Source organism: Shouchella lonarensis, assembly GCF_900096965.1.
GTDB classification, from domain to species: domain Bacteria; phylum Bacillota; class Bacilli; order Bacillales; family Bacillaceae_D; genus Shouchella; species Shouchella lonarensis.
The window spans coordinates 83,546-103,607 of sequence record NZ_FMYM01000004.1 but is presented as its reverse complement, the minus strand read 5'-3'; the positions used below and the strand labels follow the sequence as shown (position 1 = coordinate 103,607).

Below are 20,062 nucleotides of genomic sequence, written 5' to 3'. Positions count from 1 at the left end.
GATTATTTTCTTAAATCAACACAACAAGCGAAAATTGTCGATAAAAAAGTGAGTTTTCAGAAGGGATAAGGAGGAATCAAAACTAATAGCGTCGAATTTTCCCTCGAGAGGAATAAATTAAAAACGAAGGGACGATAAGTGATGCCAAAAGAAAAGCACATGGGGCTTTTGCCCACATATTTCACTCCTGAAACAACAGTTCGTTTTATTACCAGAGAAACAAAGAGGTTTTTGAAACAAAAAAAATTATGGGACCAGAGTGAAGGTTGGACATCTGAGGTTATGAAAGAGTTAGCAGCGCTGTCAGGAAAGCAATATCAATTTCTCACCTTTGAGCAAGTGGTGTTGGCAGTCAAAATTTTTGTTCCTGAACGGGCGATCTCATTAATGAATGAGTATTCTCTTGCTGTACAAGATGATGATGATATTAAAGATGCCTTTGAGTATGCCGCTGTTTTACACCAAGAGAATGTACTCAAGGCTCTCTTGGATCAGCATAGAAACAAAGCTGTGTTACAGGAGTGGATAGTTGTATACAGTTTATTTTTAGAAAATATGGTTGAAGGAAAATCAAATCCCGAAGTAATCATTCATCAAGTGATTCGTGAGTTGCGCGGCGCAATAGATAGAGTAGAAGAGGAATGTGCTCTTTTTCGTCAGTTGACATCTATGCTCACAAGTAAAGAAATAGAGGTGTTACAAAATATCCATAAAGGATACAAACGAAGAGAGATCGCGAAAACAATGTACACCTCCGAGCATACAGTGAAAAGTCATATTAGGAATATATTAACTAAAATGGGGGCGGACAATATTAAAGAGGCCGCAGCAACTGCTCATAAGGCTAATATTCTTCAACAGAATACGTGTCATAACGACAAAAAGGATTAGAAAAGTTAGTCCTTTGCAGCAAGCGGATACTTTGATATGATTTTTATTAACAAGAGATTTTTAGTTTCAAGTAAAAATAAATGCCGCAAAAGGTGAATTGTGTTTATATTTAGTTAATAATGTTTGTTACATCCCGTTTAGGGATGAAACAATATAATCTCCTAGAAAATATCTAGGATAATAAAAGAGGAATGAGAATTCCTAGAGAGGGGTGAAGACCATGCGCAAGAACAAGTCTATCATTGATGGAACTCGTCCATCATTTAACAATTGTGGTTGCAAGAATGTGCCTGTACCAACGCGCCATCCTGCACCACCGCGCCAGTAAAACGGTATTTGTGGTTGAGCTTTCTTAATCATTTAAGAAGGCTTGACCCTTCCTTATTATCAGTTTTTATTGGTTGGGAAGTGACATCCTACTACAAGGGTGATAATAGTAGGAATTGTTATGAAATATACTCACTGAAACGAGGTGCTCACATGAAATATATGGTTTTAAAAGACGATGTGATATTACGAGACGAACATCTTTATCTTGGTTCAGAAGCACGATTTTTTTATACCGCACGCACACGACAAACAGAATTTGTTTCAGAAGCAACTTTTGATTTGTTGGTGTATTTAACAACCTCCCGCGTATATGAAGATGCCTGGGAGTATTATTATCGCCGTGCTATTGAATTGGGAGAAACTCCTGTTCGTGAAGAGTACGATGGTTTTATAAATGATTTAATCGATGGCGAGACATTGTTTGTGACAGATCAAATGATGACAGTTGATCGTCCTCTCTCTAATTTACAGTTATCTCCACCCTCGTCTTTTAAATATGCACCGATGACTTTTCCAACGAAGGTGAATGTGACAAGCACGATGCGCTGTAATTTGAAATGTAAGCATTGTTTACGTGAATCCTCTCCATTTATGGATACATCAGATGATTTGACGACTGCAGAAATGAAGAGCCTTTTTACTGAATTGGATCGTTTGGGCGCGATTGAAGTTGCTTTTTCTGGGGGAGAGACAACGACGAGAAAAGACGTGTGTGAGCTGATTGAGCATGCAGGAACGTTAAGGTGTTTCTTTGAGTTTTTCACAAACGGGCATAAAGTTACCAACGCCGTGTATAATTCTTTAGTAACGCTGAAAGAGAAAAAGAAAAAAGGATTTCATATTCATTTATCTTTAGATGGGGATGAGCATTTTCACGATGAAATGCGAGGAAAAGGATCGTATCGTCGTGTGATTCAGACAATGAAACGATTTTGTGATGATAAATTTCCAGTGGTAGTAGAATCCGTATTAGTACCGGATTGTGTACATGCCGGCGGTGTTCGTGAAGTTGTAAAAGTCTGCAAGGAAAGCGGAGTTCCAGGTATCAGTTTTCATCCCGCATCTGTGTCAGGGCGAGCTGGAGAAAATCCAGATTATTTTTTATTCACGTTAGATGAATTAGCTGAGTTCGAAAAACAGGTTCGACAATTGCAAGAAGAGAACCCTTCAATGAAAATATTGTTTGAACCTTATTATTATCCTGGAAAAAAAGAGTCGAGCGGTGAATTTGATTTGCCTGCCAACGTCGGTTCCCAAGGAATGTATCTTTTAGCTATTGGTGCTGATGGGAGTATTTATCCTTGTACAGAATCGATTGGAGATCAGTCACAGATCATTGGAAATGTGAGAGACGAGGGTGGAGTACTGAAGGCGTGGCACAGTGAAAAATGGGACTTTTATCGCGGTGGATGGGATATTGATGATTTGCATGCATGTAAAGGTTGCATATTCCATGGAAACTGTAGTATGCAGACATGTCGTTGCTATGCACAACGAACGCGCTTGGATCGTTATGATGCAATGCCAGAATGTTATAAGGTAGGTGAAGAAATTTGGGGAAAATCGAAAGTTTAGATTTTATAGAGTTAGGTAATCATCCAGAAAAATTGGTGGCATCTAGTAAACAGGATTTGTATACCTTATGTTATCCTTCGGAGAAGATGCCAGTACCTTCTCATTATGCTGACTTTGTGCGCAATGATACTGTAATGCTGAACAACTTTCGTTCATTTGTTGCACACCGTCCGTTTCACTGGGCTTGGTTTTTAAGACTGCTAAAAATACGAGGGTTGGATGAATCATTTCTTGAAGTTCCAGGTGAATTATCCTATTCTTTACAGAATCCTTGTATTGTTGCGATTCCTCACTTTGGTTTGCATATGCTGGTTCCGCATGTACTAGGTCATTTTATCAGACAGGATTCAATGGTTCTTGCTACGGGCAATGAAGAAGGTGAAGGTGTACAAGATTCGATAGAGAAGATTTTACCGAATGATCGAACGAGATTTCTCAAATTGCCAGACAGGTGGATTTTAAGAAAGCTCATGCGAGGTTATCAAAGTAGTCATTATCCAGTGATTTATCCCGACGTGACATCTTCTGGAGACAAACGGTTTCGTCATTTGAGCTTTTTAGAAACGTCAATTCGCGTGCCTCTTGGAGTTGAAAATCTTAGTCGTCTTTGTAAATGCCCAGTTCTTCCGGTTGCTATGACATATCATGACGATTGTTACCGCTTGCATCTTGGTCCAACATTAGTATATAAAGAAGAAGGAAGTATTATTTTTCCTTTATTTAGTTGGATTGAAGAACTTGTACATTTATATCCAGATCAATGGTTTGGATGGAACTTTCTGCATGAAATGATAGGGGAGGCGAAGTTATTGAGATGAATAAAACAACAGCCCTACTAGTGACTTCTGAAGGATCACAAATGCTCCAAGGGAGCATGGTGTTTTTAGCAATGGCTTGGTATTTTACGAATGTGACTGAATCTCCAGCGGTGTTTGGCGCACTGATGGCGGTTCGTTACATTCCTGGCATTTTATTAGCGCCGGTTGCTGGTGTAGTGATTGACCGTCTGAATAAAATGTCACTAGGAGTGGCGGCGAGTATATGGAATTTATTTTCTTTGGCCTGTTTCTTTGGATTAGTTTTAGCAGAAATACCAGTCAGTGGCTACGGTTTTGGATTATATATAACGGTGCTCTTATTAATGGGGCTATCGAATGCAGTATTGGGTCCATTAGAACAAACATTAATGCCGTTGTTAACAAAAGCAGAGCAATTGCAATCAGTGAACAGCTTGTTAAGTGGTGTGGCACAACTTATGCGTTTACTTGGAACGAGTGTCGCTGGTGTTTTACTTGTTGTAGGCGGGCACGCTCTAGCATTTGGTGTGGCGCTATCGATTGCCATCATGCCAATGATTTGTTACATTTTTTTGAAGTTAACAGCGCACTTGCCAAAAGTAAAAAACGAGCAAAAAGGTGCAGCAAGTGCTTTGAGAGAAACGTTTACTCATTTTAACACACAACGTTGGCTTTTAGCAGCGATGGCGGCCGGTGTGTTCACAAATATGGCGTTTATTATGATTATGGATGTGTTGTTGCCTCATCTTTATGCTGATTTAAAGGTGAATGGTTCCGCAGCATTAGGTATCAGTTTTACTGCGATTGGAATTGGTACTTTTCTTGGTACAGCGCTGACGTATCGTTCGAAATGGTTAAACTTTGACAGATCACTGATGTTGTATCTAGCGTCATCGATTGCAGTGACTGCAGCTGGTTTTTTCATCGATTCAGTGTGGGTTAGTATCATTTTGTGCGGGTTTTTTGGTTTGTTATCTGTGCCTCTGTCAATTATTTTTCAGACAGAAGTTCAAAAAACAACACCTAAATATATGCTTGGAAGTGCAATGGGGATGCTGTCATCTGGAATGACGATGGCACAGCCGATTGGTGCGCTACTAGCAGGTGTTCTTCTTGTTATCTTCGATGGTCGTCTCTTACTTGCTTTTGCGGCTAGTATATCATTTGTCGCTGCTACTATTGGTTGGTGGCGGGTGAAAAAAGAGAAGAAGAGGCTTCAAGTGGAGCAGAGAGGAGTTTTTCATCAAGCGTGATAAGTTTTGTTTGATTATAGTGTACTCCAATTCATAGCTACATAGTAAGAGAAGGGAGGTGAGTTTGATGAGCAAGAAAGAAGTATTATCTTTTGTTGCAGCTGATTTTGATATTCATTTTGAGGTAAGTGCAGCTGCTTTGGTCGAGGGTGAAGGAAGTAAAGGAGGGAAAGTATTTTTTAGTTGTGGATGCTTACGTTCTTTCCAACTCACGTGTAAAAATTGTTGGACCTCGGACTGTTTTAAGTAGAAATGAATATTTTCTCATTACGAAAATGAGCCGGTTGTCATAACAAGGGAGGATGCCCAATGACCTTTTGGGACATCCTCTTAGCTTTTAGTGAGAGCTCCAACTAGTTAGCATCTTATACACAACTTATCAACAGATTTATGCACATAGAGGGGGTGATTTCAAATCACCTCATCTATCAATGTAATATCCTGGCAGAGCTCAACTTTGAGCCCCGCTAAAATTTGTATCTTTAATATACATCATGGCTCTGTCCATATCGACGTCAATTTTCAAGTGTTCAGGTGACCATGGAATATAAATATCAGGTGCAATGCCAACGCCCGTCATACCTTTGCCTTGATTAATACTAGAGAGACGGGATGTTGGATAGTACAACTGGAAACCCCCATTCCAGCGTTTTACAGCCAGGTTGGCGTAGTCATTTAATCCCATAGTGGGGCGACCAATGACAGTAACTTTGTTTGACTGCTTACAGCATTCAACGAAGGAATCACCGGCGCTACCACAATAAGTATCGGTCAACACGACAATATTGCGTGGGCGCTCTTGCCCTTTGATAAAAGAAGATGGGAGTTGTTCCTCGTGCCAATTAAATTTAACAAACCCTTTTCCTTTGTGTTTGTCCCACTGACTGTAAAATGCGCGAAGGAACAGGAGTGCTTGCTCGTCTTTTGTTACCTCCATTGCCTGTTTTACGTCTCGTTGAATTCGTTTAGCACTTTCTTCGGTGCAGTTAAAAAGTTGCTCCTCGCCAATGCTAGACAGATCAATACCTTCTTTAGGCATTATGTACTGCAACAGTGGGTGGAAACTTGCATCACTGCCCCCAGCGTTTTTACGCACGTCAATAATCCAGTTATCGCTTGAGTCCAATATTTTCTGATTGTCTGTCATCATTTTAACGATGGCGTCTGGATTATTAAAGTCTGTCATGGTAATACGTGCAATATTATCTGGTACAGCTTCTACCCGATACGATGAAGTAGGAGGCGTTTTTTCATAGCTTGAAAATGTAAAGGAGTGAGCATTACCTTGCTCGTCCTCATATTCACCTGAACGATAAAGAGAAAGAATCGGCGCCCAATTTTCACGCTCTTGATGAATTTCTGGTGCAAGGAGGCGCACATGATCCCTTCTCAAGTCTGAAATTGACTGGCCTTCCAAAGATGTAAAAGCATCGCCTATTGTGATGTTTTTCTCTGATGTGGCTTCGATCACATAAAGTTTGTCGTTATAACATCTAACTCGAAAGCCACGGTCTGTTGGGTTTTTGGTTTGTGAGCATATGAAAAAGATGTGTTTATCTTGGAAATCGAGTAAGTAATCTTGGACAATGGAAGTAAATGTTTCTGCTGTTAATTGGTTATGTTTTGCAAGATTATCAATACCCTCTCTGAAATAGTCAGGATTATCACAACCCTTTTTGTCGAGATGACCGGAATAATCGTTATGCATGATAGTTACAATGTCATTAAATATATTTTTCATTTTTCGCTCTCCTTTATATTCAAGATATAATTTCCTTAATTATAACATGAAGCGCTTACATTTTAGGGAGAAATAGCCCATCTGCCACTGTTATGACAGATGGGTGTTCAAACCGTTACTTTGCTTTCTCATCCCACTGCAATTTTCGTTGTACATACTCCTCGTGAGTCCATAAGGGTTCGCCTTGTCCAGTCTTCTGATATAGGGCATAGTAACTTTCAATAAAATCATTTAACCTATTCGGCGCTTCAAAGTGATGATGAGCCCATTTGGGACTTTTGAAAATGTGCTCAATGACGATCAATCGATATGACTTCATTTCCGTAATAGGGCAGGAGGTAGTAACAACCGCAAAGTGTGTGGTCTCGTTGCTGATGGTTTCTTCTTTTGTATATCTATTGATTGCTTTTGAAATGTTGATGATGTTGTGAAGGGTGGGGGGATATATGTCTGCTTCCCTATAGCGTTTCTCTACATATTCGTTCCCTTCTTGAATGTAAATTCTATTATTATCATAGTATGCAATTGGTTCTTTCCCATGAAGCGTAGTGCTTGCATGCCCACGGTTATCACTACCGATGTGCCAATATAAACGTTTAATTTGTTTTCTTTCGCGCCACAGTGTATGAAATAATTCGATTGGTGCGTTGGGGTTAATATCCAGAAAGGCATCACACACGGCATGTCCTAAGTGATCAAGATAACGGTCGCGATCCTTAATATTTTGTGGTATATGGTCAAGGTAAAACTTTGCCGATATGGAGGATAACAGCATCTGTTCATAGCGATCCATCTCATCTATGCATCGTTGTAATTGTTGATCTTTCGCTTGTTGGTCGCCTGCATGATTCCTATTTATTTTTACCCGTTCAGTTTCAGTAAAAGCCGATCTGATGGTGGCCCACACCTCTTTAACGTCGTCAACGATCATTTCTTTTTCGGTCAATATGATCACACCCTTATATGGAATTTTTATGCTAAATTTATTGTAACGTGCATCATTCATAAAGTGAAACGTTTTTATTGCGGAGGAAATGCGAACATTGTCGGACGAAAAAAACGTCTTCATCCATTTTTTTGAAGGGATAAATGTTTTTACGTCGAAAATTTTGTGTAGGAGGTGGTTTACTTGTTAAAACAAGAGGGGGTCAAATTTAGTCCTCGTCCACGTGACGAGATCATTACACCCCTTATCCAAAAGGAGACACGAAAAGTTTTAGAAGAGAGAGACTTGTGGTATCAAGGCGATGCTTGGACAGAGGAAGCAATACGCGATTTGGCTAAATTGCAAAAATCCATTTCATTTGAACAAGTGGTACTAGCGGTACAAAGTTTTGCACCAGAACGGGTTGTGCAACTAATGAATGTCTATGCACTGTCTGTATGGGATTATGATCATAGGAAAGATGCACTAGAGTACGCCGCTCTTTTTCAACAGGGTGAAGTTTTAAGACGGTTGTTAGAACGGTATCAAGGTGATCCAGTTTTTAGAGAATGGTTGCCAGTGTATCAATTGTTTTTAGACCATGTGGTTGAAAAGAAATCTGCACCTAGAGAGATTATCCAAAAAGCAAGGGAACTAATAGGCATTGTTCAACAACCGATTTTGAAGATACGATTAGAATTACTAGAACTAGAAGAGTGTAGCAAGATTGGTTTAGTGGATAGAGTCTTGGCATCGGAAGGTCTATCCAAGAGTCATGTTGCTGATATTGATGAGAGCTTCAGAAAAAGCGTGATTATTAGCATTATGTTGTTATCAAAAGCGAACGCACTACTTTTTGCGCAAGGTGAGCCAGAAAAGGCAGAAGGTCGTTATTTGGCTGTAACTGTAAACGGCGCTACGCCTGATTCTATGCTTGTTCCGTGTCATCATGGACTCGGGTTGGCAACATTGTCTAAGTCTACGAGGGGTGTCGTGTATCAAAAAGATACTTGCTTTGAACACTTTGAAACGGCAATTTTTTACGCAAAACGTGCAGGGTTGACGAGCTATTGTGAAAAGCTAGAGAAGGAATATTACCCTTTTGCGCGTAATATATATGGAGAAAGAATTGATGTGGAAGGCATCGCACTTGATGAGGCGGCGCATCAATACATTGTTCGGGATGAACGAGAGAAAGCCCTTCATATCATTAACAAGTTGGAAAAAGAAAAAGGGTGCGACGCATTTTTAATGTTTTACAAGGCTAAGGCACTGAAAAACAAAGACTTATTGCGTTTGGCACTAGGGCAGTTTGAAAAAGAAAATCAAGCGTATATGTTGCCGCTTGTAAAAAGAGAGTTAGCCACCCTTAATTTATAGGAGGGAAGTCGATGAAACGTGTTTTGTGTGTAGTTGTGATGGCAATATGTTTAACGGTTGGAATGGGCACTAGTGGAGATGTACAGGTGACTGGAGGAGGAGTTCCCGTCACGACAAATTAAAGCAAAACGGCTGTTCCGTTTGGGGCAGTTTTTTAATATGAAAACCACCTGCCACGGACGACAGGTGGTTCGCAAATTTTATTGTTCAGGCTGGCTAAACCCTTTAGGCAAGATATATACAAACAATGTCACAAGGAGTCCGGTCACAATACTACCTAGCGCCCAAGGGAGCCAAGCGACAGATGATGCCTCATCATCAATTGCTTTTTGAGATAAAGTGGTTGCTTCGTTAAACAGACCAATATGATTAGCCACGGTTGCTGTCGTGACGGTATCTTCTCCATATAGTTGTCTATCTTATTGTAAGTGTACAACATAAAGCGCTGTCTTTGACATCTTAAGCGTGTTGCTATTAAAATGTACATAAATGATTTTAACGCAATGTATACATGCGTCAAGGGAGAGGATAATGATATGAACGAGGACGCCATGAGAGAAGAACTTCAGCATAAAGCGCGAGAGGTTGCCGACTTAAACAAGGAACTTGCCGCTCTGGGGGAAAAAGAGGGAAGATTAGAAGAAGCAAGCAGGACGCTAGACAAACTGTTGTCTGACTATGAAGTCAATGTTATGCAACAAATCAGCATGGATCCTAACCATTGTAGAGGACACAAGGCTGATCGTTTTGAAGAAGGCATGAAAGATGCCTACGGAGGGCTAAAAAGGCAAGTGGAGGATAAGAAAAGGAAGATAGATGAAGCGTTAAGAAGGGTGCAGTCGGATATGACGCTTACATCCGAAAAAATCAGTCTGCTTCAATGAAGAAATCCCATCGCCTAAGCGTGCCTTTCAACATTCACTTGAGACGTCTTGAGGATTGATTCGCCAAACTATGGAGAAATCCCCATTTGGTCACTTTCATGAGTGAGCAAATGGGGATCTATTTTGCTATTTTGCAGGAATAAACCACTTTGGAATGACGTACCCAAACAAGAACACAAGCAGGGCAACAACCATCCCACCTAAAGCCCATACAAACCAACTTGTAGCGGTACCGTTCTCGGCGGATACTTCTTCAGAAAGAGCGTTAACTTCTTGGAAGAGATGCATCTCACTGACTACTTGCGTTGTCGAGAACGGGCTTTCTTCTAATGATAAAGATACGGCATCGACAACTTCCTGGTAAAGTTCCCCGCGTGGATCAGTAAACTGTAATTGATCCACTTCTTCCGTGATCTCCACTTCTTCTCTCTCGGCTTTTTTAAAATTTCTATTCGCGTCTAACTCTACATTGTGCTCCCGATATTGTGCTGGATCGGTACGGGATTCCTCTGCAAGGGAGGTAGGGGAGAAGATCATCAGTAGGATGCTGACACTACTACAAGCAATAAGCAGTCGTTTACATGTCATGATCTTCTTCCTCGCTACGTGTGAGCTTGTTTGCCTTGATGTGTTGAACAATTGGTATCATCACCGCAAGCAATGTCACCGTAGATAATACGAGTACACCTGGAACAAACAAGGACTGAGTGCTGTGCTGAATAGACAAATACAGTTCCGCAATTGGATTTTGTGTATGGAAATTCGGCAGTGCCGTATCAAGCAATGGACTCACAAACACAAAGGTAATCAAGACACTCCCTAGCCAACCCATCCATGGTCCAATCATTAGAAGCAAACGCACAACACCAGAGGTCGCAAGCATAAGCAGAACTGTAACTATAGTCCACTGGATTGTTTGCATGTCATTCATTTTGTAAATGTTTAGCCCGTACATGCTGATGACAAGACCTGTGATGATAGACAGGATTGCGTATAGTGATAGATGCGCTGCCACAGGCAGGTAACCAAAGTGGTGTGCCAAATAGCCTATGAGCAAGCTGACGATTAATACAATAACGAGCATGACGACAGGTGGTGTGACGGTTTCTGTCGGCCCTTCTACTTGTTCACCTGCAACATGAACTGGGTTTGACAAATATTTATACACGTAATCGTTATGGTGTCCACCGTTGATCGCGTTGTTAAGAATGTCGTTCATGTCGTCGTATACGAGATTTGTTGTACCGACACTGTTTTTCCAGCGGTCATTTAAATCATCTGACTTGCTTTGGACACTAGACACTTGCGTAAACATATCTTCAGTTGAACCGATTAAATCGTCTTGGTGTTCTCCTAGAGACTTGACAGAATGTCTAAGTTGCTCAACTTCACTCAATGATGATTGTTGGTTCGTTTGTACTAAAGTGCCGTCTAACCCTTCAATTGGTCCTGGCTCGACTTCTAGCGTCAAACGCCCGTTTTGTAATTGGTCGTTCACTTTATTTGCCTTTTCCAAGGTGTTGTTAAGTTCTGTAAGAACAAATTGTTGTTGCTCGGCAATGTCTTTTTCAAGCGTTCCAAGGACGTCAGTTGTGTCTGTCACAAACTGATCAAATTCAGTTTGTGCTTCTTGAGAGAATTTCTTCATTTGCTCAATTTCTTGGGCGCGCTCCATAAAGGACGAGACGTTTTCTTTTGATCTCGTAAGTCTGTCTCTTAATTCTTCTGCCTTTAAATATCTTTCAACGCTCGCATTCGCTTTCTCGTCATTGACCTCATCTGACAAATACAAATCTAACCAGAGCGCAAGGCGAGTAAGTGAACCATAATATTGTGTCAAGGCACGTATATCACGACTCTCTATTGGTTGATCAATGGGTAAAGGAGAGATCATTTTATGTGGGTCTCTTGCGACAATCCATTTCTCAAGTTGCGTAATCTCTTCTATAAGTGTACGTCCATCTTGTCCGGCATGTGCCTCAAGTATAGCAATGTGACTTAAGAGTTGTTCAATATACTCGTAAAACTCGGTGATGACTTTACTATGTTCGTCAATATTTGTGCGACGTTCATTTAGTTCTGTTTCTAAGTCACGTAACAAGTCTGTCGCTTTTTGCCACGCTTCTTTAGGTGTGCTTGTGTCTTCTGTCTGATCTGTTTGATCATCTTTCGCTGGATCGCTTGCTTCCGGCGGATCCTCTTCACTTGATTTTGTCTCTGATTCTGATTCATCCTCATCAACTGGAGGTGGGACAGGATCAGTCGGTGGGGGATCAGGATCGACTTTCTCTTCAGGCTTTAATGTGACAAGCAACTGTTTTAAATTGTTGACATAAGACTTGGCTTCACTTAGGAAATCTTCACTTAGCCCTTCCAGTTCACCTTCCGGTCTCCCAGGAGGTTCTAACTCGTTGCCACCAGAACCCTCAGTAAGTTGTTCCCGAAGCGCTTTCACTTCGGTACGTGCTGAGACAAAATTAACAGAATTGACGTTCCGATTATACATTTCAATGGCGTTGTAACCATAGTTGGTTAGTTGATCGACCTCTTCATCGATCTGCATAAACTGGGTTTCTGATCTTCTACCGAAGTCATTCATGTTCTGTCCAAAGTTAGTTGTGTTCTGATCCCAGAGTTGGAAATACGCCAAGACATCATTCCCAGTGTTATCTAATCGAGGTTGGAAAGGTGTTTGTCCTTGGCGTACATTTTCCTTTCCTTCTTGTAACAATGACTGAAACTCAGTCGCAGATTTGTTGATGAGGACATCATTTTCACTGTCTGTCTTAAGTAGTGTGGTGGTGAGTTGCTCTTGATGCTTGAGATACGCGTCAATGTTCTCTGTGAGCTTTTCAAACATTTGTTGTGCTTCTTCAATGCCTGCTTTCGAACCGTCAGATAAACTCGTTGCCTCACCTGAGTTGACAAATAGTAGGTTAATGCGTTCACGCTGTCTATCTATTTCTGCTGTCAGTTCTTTTGAGCTTGGTGCGTAGAAGCCATAAATTTCATCTAGGAACTTTTTCTCTTTTTCTAGTACTTCGTCAAAGTTTTGTTGTACGCCGAAAACTTCGCTACTCACATAGCGCCAGTACATTGCTGACACTTGACTGTTTAGTCGTTGCTGTGCAGCTTCAAGTTCTTTTTGTACACGTTCTTGGTTTTTCGCATTTAAGTTAGGGTGCATCTCGTAACGAATATTTGCTTCTTGTGGTATCGCCTCTTTAAAAGACATTAGGCTACTTGAAAAAGAAGTAGGGATGTAGATGACGGCATCATAGTCTTTTGCCTCTAAACCTTGTTGTGCTTCTGAACGACTCACGACAGGCCATTCATACTCAGAACCTTGATCATCAATGGTCAGGATTAAATCTTCCCCTAGTCTCGTTGTTTCTGAGTCCTCACTTTTTTTATACCCATCGTCTTCATTCACAATGGCGATTTTATCTGTCGTATTTTTCGGCCGAAACATTGGTTCCGAACCGATGTAATTAAAAAACACGAGCGGTGCGCCGATGATCAATGCAATTGCGATCAGTAAAGTAATGATGTTCCTTTTGTTCCTCACGGTCTATGTATCCTCCTCTTTTTTATTTGGGTATAGCGTTCCAATTACAAGTTTAACAGAAAAAAATGTCAAAGAAAATCGTAAATTTCAGATGTTCCGTGTGAATGTATGGACGGCAAGGCGCAAAGCGCGTTGGCAAGAGAGGAAATTCTTACATGAAAACAGTAATTTGTACAATAAAAGGGGTTGACCACCAGTGTTTTGGTTATGTATAATTTAAAATGTATGATACTACAACGTTTTCATAAATGGGGGGATTTAAGATGGCAGGACAAGTTACTATAACATTTGAGGAATTAAAATCAGAAGCGACTGCGTTTGATAATAGCGCGGAGCGTCTACGGACAGAGTCAGCTCAAATCACGAAGCGCTTGCAAGCATTACAGTCAAGCTGGAAAGGTGAAGCGTCAGACGGGTTTGTATTGCAATGGCAAGACAAAAAGCAATATCTTGAAAAGACTGCGGAGTTGTTAAATCAAATTGCAGGTCAAACAAGAAAAATTGCTCAAGAAATGCAAGAACACGACGAGCGCGTTCGTGGACAAATAGGTTACTAATCTGCTAAGCGCAATCGCAAAAATATGTGGTTGCGCTTTCCTTTGAGGAAGGTGGTTGAAGCGTGTACATTCAAGTGACAGTTGATTTGAATAACTACACAGAAAAGCAAATCAACTTACGCCTTTCTGACCAATATACCGCAACAAAGTTTGTCGATATTGTCTGGGAGGTAGAAGGATTAACGGCGACGTGCCGCGAGGGAAGATGGATAAGGGTAAAAAATAAGTCTCAGGTCATCGGAGGAGATCAAGTGCTTGCGGATCACGGCGTAACAAATGGTGATCATTTGGTCATATTGTAGGGAAAGGAAGTTGGAGACGTGTCAGAAAGAAAAAAATTTTACTTAGAAGAACAGACAGGCGCGCAACTAAGGTATGACAGGGAAGAGGATACGTATACTGTCGCATTTCAAAAGGCAGAAGTGAAGTTAACGGATGTGCTTGAAGCCGGTATATTAGATAGCTGCGATGCGTTTGTCGAACGCGAGTTACAACCACACGAAGACGAATTGCAAGTCATTGTAAAACCGAAAGTGCCGCTTGACCGATACAAAATCTTTAAGGAAAAAGATGCGTATGCGCGACTATTAATTGCAAATAATGTGATCCACAAAGTGGCACAGCATGAACACGACCGACTTCATCTAATGGTTTCACCAGAGAATATATTAGTAGATAAAGGGCTTGGTGTCACATTTATACATTATGGTGTCAGAGATAGCCTCCCTATTTATGAAAAAGATATAAACAAATTGTTTGTCGAATTAAGAACAACCTTACTCGTATTGGTTGACGGGGCCCATCATTTTAATGAATACCTAAATTATCGTGACACACTCAAATTGAGCAAACGTGCAGAAGCGCTCATCAAGGAAGAAACCATAGAAGGTTTACAAGAACTCATACAAGCGTGGATTAAGCAACATGAAGAAGAAGAAAAAACGTTACATAAAGTATCACATAAAAGATGGCGCGTACAAAAGTGGGCGCTCATCGGTGTATCTGCGTTGCTTGTGCCGTTAATCTTTTTTGCCGTTTATATTCTGCAAGTTGAAAACCCTAAGCAACAAGCGTTTCAGGAAAGTTCGATGGCCTATTTTAACAATGACTACAGCACAGTGGTTGATGTACTAGAGTCTTTTCATGCAGATGACATGCCACGTTCGGTCAAATATCAATTGGCGCAATCCTATATTGCAATAGAAAATTTAGCTGAAGATCGCTTAGAGAACATTCGTGAATCAATCACCCCAAAGGTAGGGGATATTTATTATGATTACTGGATTGCGATTGGCCGAGGCAATAACAAAGAGGCTGTAGAGATCGCTCGTGGCTTGCAGCAACAAGAATGGGTTGTGTATGCCAACAGCAAGTATCGTAGAGAAGTGGAAAGAGATAAAAGTTTATCACATGCAGAACGTGAAGCATTGCTAAAAGAAATTGATGACAGTATCAAAAGCTATTCCGAAGAGCTGAAGAAAATGTATGAGTCGTATCCTGCTTCTACAGAGGAAAAAGACGGACAAGCACAAGATAAACAGGTACAAGATGAACCAGCCGTGGAAGATGCTGAGAAGAATGAGGAAGAAGAGAAAAATAAAGAAAAAGAAGAAAAGGATAAGGAAGACGGAGGGGATGCTGAATGATCAAGGACAAAGCGTCTCCAACGCTATGGTTGTTTTATGATGACCATGTGCAAAAAGTGGCGCTTCGTGGTCGTCCATCTGTCATTGGGGCGGGGAAGCATGCCGAAACGCGGATTGATGATTTAGAAACAGAGCTGGAAGCACATCAACATAAGGATGGGCGGTGTGTACTTACATTCGAGCAAAAGTGGTGCCGTCTATTACAACCGGATAGAAAATGTGAAATAGAAGTTGGAACAAAAACAATGACTTTCTTATTCACGAACGAACAGCCGACATTGAAAAAGTACTTTCTTGGCGGTGACCGGACAGTCTCAATCTCAAATGATGCACAAGCAGATGTGGTGTTACCAGAAACAGCGCAAACATCGTGCATGTTGCTTCGAAAAAATGACCAATGGGTGTTTCATCCAACGTTGGGTGACCAAATTTATTTAAATGGAACAAAGGTCGTGGCACCTACACCGTTAGAAACCGGCGATGTGTTGTTGATTGGTCGCCTATCCTTTTCAATTATTGAAGACGACGTATTGACGATTACAAGTACAGAACCGTATGAAACGAGCTTATCACAAATGGCATTGCCGACATCGCTCATGCAAGAAAAATACCCGATGTATCGACGGACACCGCGAATCATTTACCGTGAACCGGACGACGAAGTAGGATTTTCGATGCCGAGTGAAGAACAGGACGACCACCAACGCCCCCTCTGGATGATTTTGTTGCCGCCACTGTTTATTATTTTATTTATGGGGGCTTTTGCCTTTTTCATCCCACGCGGATGGTTTATGTTAATGATCATCCCGATGATGTTAGCGACCGCCATTGTTGGGGTAGCATGGTTTTTTAGAGAAAAAAGAATACGGAGAGAAAAAGAAGAGAAGCGACAAAGACGTTATACCGAATATTTAGAGGAAAAAAGGGATGAACTACAAAAGCTCCTCGAAGAACAAAAGCATGCGCTCACCTACCATTTACCTACTTTCAAACAAATGAAGTACCAAACGGCCCGCGTGAGTCATCGCGTTTGGGAAAAGACGATGGAGCACGAGGACTTTCTTGAAGTACGGGTTGGACGCTCGTCGGTGCCAGTGAGCTTTACTTTGAGTAATCCAGGAGACGAAATGTCAGAGCGTGACCGGGATGCACTGCTTGAAGACTCGGAGAAGTTAAGAAAAGCGTACAATGAGTTAAAAGATGCGCCGTTACGTTTAAGCGTAAAAAGTGGCGCTTATGGATTTGTAGGAAAACCAGAGACCGTGCAACAAGAAGTTGCACAAATGATTGGTCAGCTAGCATTTTTCCATAGTTACCATGATGTAAGGTTCGTTGCGGTGTTAGATGAAGAGAGACGAAGAGAGTGGGACTGGATGAGTTGGTTGCCGCACTTCACGTTGCCTAGTACCCACGCAAAAGGATTTATTTACAATGAAAAAGCAAGTGAGCAGTTGTTAAAACCACTCTATCAAGCTATTCGTGAGCGGCACCTTTCTAGGCAAGAAGACAGGAATAAAAATAAAAAAATCCGATTCTCGCCGCATTTGATCTTTTTCATTGAAAATCGTGCGCTCATTTCAGAACATGCCATCATGGAGTATTTAGAAGGGAAAGACCAAGAGCTTGGTTTTTCGGTGATCTTTTTAAGCGATGTAGCTGAAAACTTATCAGAACATGTGCATACGATTGTAAAGGTCATTAACAAAAATGAAGGTGAAATTGTTATACGAGAAGGTGAAGCGGAACATAAACGTTTCCGTTTTGATGAGCATGAGGAAGTCACAAATGAACCTTTTGCGCGTATGCTCGCTTCACTTAACCATCAGCGCGGCATGATTCGCTCGATCCCAGACATGGTCTCCTTTATGGAATTGTTTGAAGGCGCGGCTCGTGTAGAAGATTTAGCCATTCAAACACGTTGGGAAAGAAATGATAGCTCCAAATCGCTTGCAACACCGGTTGGTTTTAAAGCAAAGGGTGAGATCATTGAATTAAACGCACATGAAAAAGCGCACGGTCCTCACGGTTTGCTTGCAGGAACAACGGGCTCTGGTAAATCGGAGTTTTTACAGACGTACATTTTATCGTTAGCTGTGAATTATCATCCGCATGAAGTTGCTTTCCTTTTAATTGACTACAAAGGTGGAGGAATGGCACAACCATTTGAAAACATGCCGCACCTTCTTGGAGTCATCACGAACATTGAGGATAGTGAAAACTTTAGTCTTCGGGCACTTGCTTCAATTAAAAGTGAGTTGCACAAGCGTCAACGGTTATTTGACCAACATAAAGTCAATCACATCCATAACTACATGAATCTGTACAATAAGGGCGAGGCGACAGAGCCGATGCCGCACCTGTTTATTATTTCAGATGAGTTTGCGGAGTTAAAAGCAGAGGAACCAGACTTTATTAAAGAGCTTATTTCAGCAGCACGGATTGGGCGAAGCCTGGGTGTGCACTTATTGCTTGCGACGCAAAAACCAAGTGGCGTCGTTGACGACCAAATTTGGAGTAACTCAAGGTTTAAAGTGGCGTTAAAAGTGCAGGACGCTTCGGATTCAAGAGAGGTTTTAAAAAATGACGACGCTGCCGACATCAAAGAAACTGGACGCGGGTACTTACAAGTTGGGAATAACGAACAGTACGACCTTTTTCAGTCCGGATGGAGTGGCGCCGAGTATTTAAGAGCCACGCATCAAGGGGAAGAAGATGTGTCTTATGTGACTGATTTAGGGTTGGTGCTCGTTTCTAGCGTAAACACTGATGAGGCTGGTGAGAAAAATGTCACGGAAATTGAGGCGGTTGTCACGGAAATCGCAAGTGTGACTGAAGCGATGCAAATTACCCCAGCTAAAAGCCCTTGGCTTGAACCACTGGAAGAGCGCATGAGTCGTCCGGTTGTGAGTGAGGGTGAGAAAAAGTTCCCGCTTGGTCTTGTCGATGATCCTGAATATCAACGCCAATTCCCGATTTATTATGAGTGGGGTAAAAGCGGAAATGTGATGATCTACGGCGCGGGCGGCTTTGGGAAGTCAATGACATTGATGACGCTACTAATGTCAATGGCAGACGCCACCAGTCCAGAACAGGCACACTACTATATTCTAGATTTCGGTAACGGAGCGTTATTACCACTTCGTCAGCTTGCGCACACGGGAGATTATATCAAAGTGGATGAAGCGCGTAAGATTGAGAAGTTAATGGATTTGATGAGAAGTGAGATTGACCGCCGGAATGAATTGTTCCTTGAAAAAGAAGTTAGCAACATCGCCATGTACAACGAGATGAGCGATGAGTCGCTGCCATCTATCTTCCTTGTGATTGACAACTTCGATATTATCTTGGAGGAATTTGAAGATTATATTGCACCTTTGATTCAATTTGCGCGAGACGGACAATCGCGAGGGGTGTATTTGTTTGCGACAGCAAGTGGCTCGACCGCGATTCGTGCCGCAATCTTAAATAACATGCAAACAAAAATTTGTCATTACATGCTAGATGATACTGACTTGACAAACTTTGTGGGGAAACCGCCGTTTGTGGTTGAACAAATCCCAGGTCGGATGATTGTAAGAAAAGAGAAAAACTGGTTTGCCCAAGCTTACCTTCCTGCCGAAGGGAAGAATGATTATGAAGTGCTTGAAAATGTGAAAGAACATATTCAAGCATTGAATAAGAAGTATGACGGTCTCACATTGCCAGAAGAAATTGCGATGTTACCAACACGTTTGACACTGGTCGATTTCCAAAAGCGGGTTCCGACAAAAGAAGCAAACCGCATTCCAATTGGTTTGAACGAAGACACGGTGAAGCCTGTTTATGTCAGTCAAAATGCAGGAGCGCACCTTCTTGTCGTTGGCGAACCGCAACGTGGAAAATCAAACGTATTGAAGTTACTTCTCACGTCTTATGTAGAAACAGACGTAGAAAAGATCGTCTTGTTTGATGGGTATGACCGTCCGCTTGCATGTTTTAGTGGTCATGAGAAAACAGAGTATATCTCAACGTCAGATCAACTAGAACGAACGATAGAAGAATTGGAGTCGTTACTAAAAACACGGGCTGACAGTTACCAGCAAGCATTAGACCGTGGTGAGCAGATGCCATCCTTCCGACCATTTTTATTTGCGGTGGATCATTTTGTCTTATTCCAAGAAATGTTACAGGAGAAGGCATATTTGGATTTAGAAGGCAAGTTTTTAACAATGATGAAAACCGCAGGTCACCTTGGCTTCCATCTTATTGCCGCAGCGAATAACAAGGAGATCGCATACGGTGGAAGCGCGCTTGTATCAGAGTTAAAAGAAGTGCGACAGCACATTTTTGTCATGAGACTTGCGGATCAAGATATGGTGACGACGGCTTTCCGAAGCTCAGAGAAACTAGAACCGACTTTCGGTTACCACATGATTAACGGTACGGCTACTAAAATCAAGATTCCAGAGGTGTTGAAGGAAGAGGAACCTATGTATGTGTGATTCATGATGGTGTGGGCGTCACAGTATGTTTTTG

Annotated in this window: 15 protein-coding genes and 1 pseudogene; 11 read left to right on the top strand and 5 right to left on the bottom strand. The window is 41.5% G+C overall.

The window, feature by feature from the left end; all coding sequences use genetic code 11:
* Positions 1-141: 141 nt before the first annotated feature.
* The 5 genes from BLT29_RS05015 to BLT29_RS04995 all read left to right on the top strand — a co-directional run bounded on the left by BLT29_RS05015 (position 142) and on the right by BLT29_RS04995 (position 5,096).
* Positions 142-891 carry a helix-turn-helix transcriptional regulator gene (locus BLT29_RS05015; protein ID WP_090775233.1) on the top strand — a complete coding sequence of 250 codons (750 nt, stop codon included), beginning with the start codon at positions 142-144 and terminating at the stop codon, positions 889-891.
* Positions 892-1,371: 480 nt separating this feature from the next.
* Entirely contained in the window at positions 1,372-2,796 is a 1,425-nt protein-coding gene (locus BLT29_RS05010) for a radical SAM/SPASM domain-containing protein (protein WP_245701092.1), read from the top strand.
* A complete protein-coding gene (locus BLT29_RS05005) occupies positions 2,775-3,614 on the top strand; it encodes a lysophospholipid acyltransferase family protein (protein WP_090775232.1) in 840 nt (279 codons plus the stop codon). The genes BLT29_RS05010 and BLT29_RS05005 overlap by 22 nt, the downstream gene beginning before the upstream one ends.
* On the top strand, positions 3,611-4,846 hold the full coding sequence (locus BLT29_RS05000; RefSeq protein WP_090775231.1) for an MFS transporter: 1,236 nt from the start codon (positions 3,611-3,613) through the stop codon (positions 4,844-4,846). Before BLT29_RS05005 ends, BLT29_RS05000 begins: the two co-directional genes overlap by 4 nt.
* 67 nt (positions 4,847-4,913) lie before the next feature.
* Entirely contained in the window at positions 4,914-5,096 is a 183-nt protein-coding gene (locus tag BLT29_RS04995) for a hypothetical protein (protein ID WP_090775230.1), read from the top strand.
* Positions 5,097-5,297: 201 nt separating this feature from the next.
* Here the strand turns inward: BLT29_RS04995 and BLT29_RS04990 are convergent, their stop codons facing one another.
* Together BLT29_RS04990 and BLT29_RS04985 are read right to left on the bottom strand one after the other, a co-directional pair.
* Positions 5,298-6,587, bottom strand: coding sequence for a S41 family peptidase (locus BLT29_RS04990; RefSeq protein ID WP_090775229.1), 1,290 nt, complete (start codon positions 6,585-6,587; stop codon positions 5,298-5,300).
* A gap of 115 nt (positions 6,588-6,702) precedes the next feature.
* The gene (locus tag BLT29_RS04985) at positions 6,703-7,533 is read right to left on the bottom strand and encodes a hypothetical protein (protein ID WP_090775228.1); all 831 of its coding nucleotides are present in this window, start codon (positions 7,531-7,533) and stop codon (positions 6,703-6,705) included.
* A gap of 183 nt (positions 7,534-7,716) precedes the next feature.
* On the opposite strand from BLT29_RS04985, the gene BLT29_RS04980 reads away from it, so the two are divergent.
* On the top strand, positions 7,717-8,892 hold the full coding sequence (locus tag BLT29_RS04980) for an AimR family lysis-lysogeny pheromone receptor (protein ID WP_090775227.1): 1,176 nt from the start codon (positions 7,717-7,719) through the stop codon (positions 8,890-8,892).
* A gap of 200 nt (positions 8,893-9,092) precedes the next feature.
* Here the strand turns inward: BLT29_RS04980 and BLT29_RS13300 are convergent.
* Positions 9,093-9,284: pseudogene (locus BLT29_RS13300) on the bottom strand (type VII secretion EssA family protein); the annotation flags it as partial.
* A 144-nt stretch (positions 9,285-9,428) separates the two neighbouring features.
* On the opposite strand from BLT29_RS13300, the gene BLT29_RS04975 reads away from it, so the two are divergent.
* Positions 9,429-9,776, top strand: a complete 348-nt coding sequence (locus tag BLT29_RS04975) for a hypothetical protein (RefSeq protein WP_090775226.1) — start codon at positions 9,429-9,431, stop codon at positions 9,774-9,776.
* A 126-nt stretch (positions 9,777-9,902) separates the two neighbouring features.
* Here the strand turns inward: BLT29_RS04975 and BLT29_RS04970 are convergent, their stop codons facing one another.
* Both BLT29_RS04970 and esaA read right to left on the bottom strand, forming a co-directional pair.
* Positions 9,903-10,364 (bottom strand): type VII secretion EssA family protein, encoded by a 462-nt coding sequence (locus BLT29_RS04970; protein ID WP_090775225.1) that lies wholly within the window; start codon positions 10,362-10,364, stop codon positions 9,903-9,905.
* Entirely contained in the window at positions 10,354-13,344 is a 2,991-nt protein-coding gene (esaA, locus tag BLT29_RS04965; protein WP_090775224.1) for a type VII secretion protein EsaA, read from the bottom strand. The genes BLT29_RS04970 and esaA overlap by 11 nt, the downstream gene beginning before the upstream one ends.
* 263 nt (positions 13,345-13,607) lie before the next feature.
* On the opposite strand from esaA, the gene BLT29_RS04960 reads away from it, so the two are divergent.
* The 4 genes from BLT29_RS04960 (at position 13,608) to essC (ending at position 20,028) form a co-directional block, all read left to right on the top strand.
* Positions 13,608-13,901, top strand: coding sequence for a WXG100 family type VII secretion target (locus tag BLT29_RS04960; RefSeq protein ID WP_176763813.1), 294 nt, complete (start codon positions 13,608-13,610; stop codon positions 13,899-13,901).
* A gap of 62 nt (positions 13,902-13,963) precedes the next feature.
* Positions 13,964-14,203, top strand: coding sequence for an ESX secretion system protein YukD (gene yukD, locus BLT29_RS04955; RefSeq protein ID WP_090775222.1), 240 nt, complete (start codon positions 13,964-13,966; stop codon positions 14,201-14,203).
* 18 nt (positions 14,204-14,221) lie between these two features.
* Positions 14,222-15,547: a type VII secretion protein EssB gene (gene essB / locus BLT29_RS04950; protein ID WP_090775221.1), complete on the top strand. Its 1,326-nt coding sequence runs from the start codon at positions 14,222-14,224 to the stop codon at positions 15,545-15,547.
* Positions 15,544-20,028 (top strand): type VII secretion protein EssC, encoded by a 4,485-nt coding sequence (gene essC / locus BLT29_RS04945; RefSeq protein ID WP_090775220.1) that lies wholly within the window; start codon positions 15,544-15,546, stop codon positions 20,026-20,028. The genes essB and essC overlap by 4 nt, the downstream gene beginning before the upstream one ends.
* Positions 20,029-20,062 lie beyond the last annotated feature (34 nt).